Here is a 3,870-nt window from a genome sequence, read left to right on the forward strand (position 1 = left end):
TGGGCATACATGCTCAGCAGTGCGCCGACCGAGGGTGGTACGGGTACCGCACCGAGTTCGGTGGCCCGCTCACGCGCGCCAATGAGGACCTCGTCTTCCACGACGGATTCCTCCACGTAGGAGAGATTTCGCTCCAGATTCGATGCCACGCCTATGAGGCTAGGGCACGAAGTCGCAAGTTTGGCTCATCAGTGAAGCGTTATCCCGGGCTTGCGCGATTAATTCATAGGCGGGGGCGGGCACAGATTCTCAGGTGTCCCTCAGGATCTCCATACCCCCGGCATATCGAGGCAAGAAAGAGTATGGGCAAGCAAGACCAGCCGACCGCCCGGCGCGGGGACGCGGGAACAACGACATACCGTTCGTCGGTTGTATCCGTACGTGGCGATCCGAGATCCGGATCGCTATCAGGTCCGCAACCACGGTCCCGAGTAGGAGGTATCACCGTCCACATGGATAGAGGGTCATTTTCGGCGCTCCCGGTTGCCTCCGAGGTTTCGCGAGCTGGCTCCCTGCCAGCTCATGCCGGGGCGGCACGCGAGTTCGCCACCCTGCCAGCGCATGCCTTGCCGATGGAGGCCGATATGAACGACGATGCCACCGATGTCGAGCTGACCGGCACCGCGGCCTTCGATGCGACGGGCGACCGTTCGACGATGCCGTCCTGGGACGAATTGGTTCGCGAACATGCCGACCGGGTGTACCGGCTGGCCTACCGCCTTTCCGGCGACGCGCAGGACGCCGATGATCTGACCCAGGAGACCTTCATCCGGGTGTTCCGCTCGCTGTCGAATTATCAGCCGGGCACCTTCGAGGGCTGGCTGCATCGCATCACCACGAACCTGTTCCTGGATATGGTGCGCCGTCGCAACCGGATCCGGATGGAGGCACTGCCCGAGGATTACGACCGGGTGCCCGCCGACGGGCCGAGCCCGGAACAGGCCTACCACGACGCCCGGCTGGATCCGGACCTGCAAACCGCACTGGATTCGCTGGCACCGGAATTCCGTGCCGCAGTCGTGCTCTGTGATATCGAGGGTCTGTCCTATGAGGAGATCGGCGCGACCCTCGGTGTCAAACTCGGCACCGTGCGCAGCCGGATTCACCGCGGCCGTCAGGCATTGCGCGACTACCTTGCGCATAATGGAAGTGAGCAGCGGTTCACCGCTGACGCGAACATCGGGTGATCCGGCGGGAGCCGGGCCCCACCCGGCGGCCGGATATCCGTCCGGTCGTGCGCTACGGATGATGTCGGTTGGAAGGGTGAGCACCGAATGAGTGGCGACGCCAGCACGTCAGGTCGTCCCCGTTTTCGTCCTACCGAACATCTGGCCAGCGAGGCGATCGCGGCCTATGTGGACGGCGAACTACGGATGAATGCATATCTGCGTGCCGCCCAGCACCTTTCCGTCTGCCCGGAGTGCGCGGCGGAGGTCGAGGCACAGCAGCAGGCGCGGATCGCGCTGCGCCGGGCCGGTCAGGTCTCGATTCCCACCGATCTGCACGACAGCCTCACCCGCATTCCACTTGCCGAACTCCCCGGCGGCGCTTCGAGCGCGACCTCGCGTCCGACCAACGGCAACCCCCGCAACGAGGCGGTTTTCGGTTTTCTGACCGATTCGTTCACCGCGACCCGGTGGACGACGTGGTGGCGCAAGTAGAGTTTTCCGAGTGACCACCGAATCGACGAATTCCGGGCCGTCGGAATCGCGACCCACCGCAGGCGACTCCACCGATTCGGCGGCCAACAGGGGGACGCCGGGTTCATCCACCCCGTCGGCTTCGCCGACTGCCAGCCCCCTGCGGCCGTCCGACGCCCCGGTACTCGAACCGCGTCCGGTCTACCGGCCGCATGTGGACGGTCACACGGCGCGCGCGTTCCGCCGCCCCTCCGGCCAGACCGGTTCGTTCTCCGAGCAGCCGACGGCCGGATCCGGTTCGCAGCCCCCGCAGGTCGGCCCGGAACTGCACAGCAGCCCACCCGATGCCGTACTGGCCGAGGCCTTCGGACGTCCGGCGGGTTCCACCGAACTGCTGCAGCGTGATCTGGAGGCCGCCGATCAGTCCGCGCCGGTCGCCGGTCCGGGCGATCCGTGGCGCGATCCCGATGCCGCCGCCCGCCTCGGCGCGCCCGCCGTGCCGACGCCACGGCCCGCACCGCTGCCGCAGGCGCGGCAGCTTTCGGCCAGGGAGGTGCTGTTCGGCTCCCGGGTGGCGCCCAAGGCGCTGGTCCTGCTGGCCGTTGTCGCACTGGCCATCGGCGCACTCGGCGGCTTGGTCGGCAGGTTGACCGCGGAGGCGACCTCCCCGTTGACCTCGCGCAAGGTCACCTTGGACCAATCCAGCGAAATCGAACGCCCGCACGGCCTGATCGCCAAGGTCGCCAATGCGGTACTGCCCGCAGTGGTGTCGATCCGGGTCACGGTCGGCGATAACGGTGCGACCGGTTCCGGTGTGGTCATCGACGGCGCGGGTTATATCGCGACCAACAATCACGTGATTTCGATGGCGGCACAGGACAAGTCGAACCGGGCAGCGATTCAGGTGACCTTCTCCGACAGCAGCCGGGTGCCCGCGCATATCGTCGGACGCGATCCGAAGACCGATCTCGCGGTGCTGAAGGTCGATGTGAAGAATCTCACTGTCGCCAATCTGGGCAGGTCCAAGGACGTCCAGGTGGGTGACGACGTACTGGCCATCGGTTCACCGCTCGGCCTGAGCAAGACCGTCACCTCCGGCATCGTCAGCGCGCTGCACCGCCCGGTCGCGCTCTCTGGTGAGGGCAGCGATACCAAGGCCGTCATCGACGCGGTGCAGACCGATGCCTCGATCAACCCGGGCAACTCCGGTGGCGCGCTGGTCGATATGGAGGGCCGGGTCATCGGCATCAATACCGCGATCCGCAGTGAGACCGGCGGTTCGGTCGGCCTCGGCTTCGCGATTCCGGTCGATATGGTGACCTCCATCGCGCAGACGCTGATCCGCGACGGACAGGTGCACCACCCCAAGATCGGCCTCAGCGCCCGCAACAAGCAGGTGGCCAACGAGGTAATGAGCGGCGCCGCCGTCGCCGACGTGGAAGCCGGCGGTCCGGCGGCCAAGGCCGGGATCGTGGAGAACGACGTCATCGTCAAGATCGGTGACCGTGAGGTGACCGGACCCGATGAGCTGGTAGTCGCGGTACAGCAGCGCAAGATCGGTGAGACGGTGAACGTGCAGTTGATCCGCGATGGCAGGCAGGTGGACGTGCCGGTCACGCTGGAATCGGACTGAGCGCGCGCGGGAATCCGACGCGGCTCGGGGAACTATGCCCAGGTAGCCTGGACTCGTGTTCAGCAACATCAGCTGGGGCGAGATGGTCATCCTCCTCGTCGCCGCCCTCGTGATCCTCGGCCCGGAGCGACTGCCCGGGGCGATTCGCTGGACCACGCAGAGCCTGCGCAAGGTTCGCGACTACGCCAGCGGTGCGACCCAGCAGTTGCAGCAGGAACTCGGCCCGGAGTTCGAGGACCTGCGTAAGCCGCTGGCGGACCTGAACGAGCTGCGCCAGATGTCGCCTCGTCAGATGGTCACCAAACACCTTCTGAATGGCGACGATTCGGTTTTCCGGGATTTCGAGAAGGCGATCCCGGATAAGCAGGACCTGCTCGGCTCCAACAGCGGCATGCCGGACTACCCGATGCCCAAGCTCGAAAAGCCGTTGGAGCGCAACGAACGTCCGCCGATCGACATCGACGCGACCTAATTTGGCCGTGTCTAATTTGCAGCGCCTGCGGCGCTGCGTGTTCGCGGCCCCCTGGTGTCTCGCGTCCGAGCAGTCGAGACTCGCGCCTTCGGCGCATGCGCTTCGACTAATAGGACGCGAGACGG

Annotated in this window: 4 protein-coding genes and 1 pseudogene; 4 read left to right on the top strand and 1 reads right to left on the bottom strand. The window is 65.9% G+C overall.

Annotation, left to right across the window (positions count from 1 at the left end; translation table 11 throughout):
• A pseudogene (locus ABZW16_RS43290) lies at window positions 1–155 on the bottom strand (methyltransferase); the annotation flags it as partial.
• Window positions 156–572: 417 nt separating this feature from the next.
• On the opposite strand from ABZW16_RS43290, the gene sigE reads away from it, so the two are divergent.
• The 4 genes from sigE (at window position 573) to tatB (ending at window position 3,745) form a co-directional block, all read left to right on the top strand.
• Window positions 573–1,187, top strand: coding sequence for an RNA polymerase sigma factor SigE (gene sigE / locus ABZW16_RS43295; RefSeq protein ID WP_354961983.1), 615 nt, complete (start codon window positions 573–575; stop codon window positions 1,185–1,187).
• 87 nt (window positions 1,188–1,274) lie between these two features.
• Window positions 1,275–1,661: a hypothetical protein gene (locus ABZW16_RS43300; RefSeq protein ID WP_354961980.1), complete on the top strand. Its 387-nt coding sequence runs from the start codon at window positions 1,275–1,277 to the stop codon at window positions 1,659–1,661.
• Window positions 1,662–1,671: 10 nt separating this feature from the next.
• Window positions 1,672–3,273, top strand: a complete 1,602-nt coding sequence (locus ABZW16_RS43305; protein ID WP_354961981.1) for a trypsin-like peptidase domain-containing protein — start codon at window positions 1,672–1,674, stop codon at window positions 3,271–3,273.
• A gap of 55 nt (window positions 3,274–3,328) precedes the next feature.
• Window positions 3,329–3,745, top strand: coding sequence for a Sec-independent protein translocase protein TatB (gene tatB, locus ABZW16_RS43310; RefSeq protein WP_354961982.1), 417 nt, complete (start codon window positions 3,329–3,331; stop codon window positions 3,743–3,745).
• The last annotated feature ends 125 nt before the right edge of the window (window positions 3,746–3,870 follow it).

It is taken from the genome of Nocardia sp. NPDC004604, from assembly GCF_040609795.1.
In the GTDB taxonomy this organism is placed as follows: domain Bacteria; phylum Actinomycetota; class Actinomycetes; order Mycobacteriales; family Mycobacteriaceae; genus Nocardia.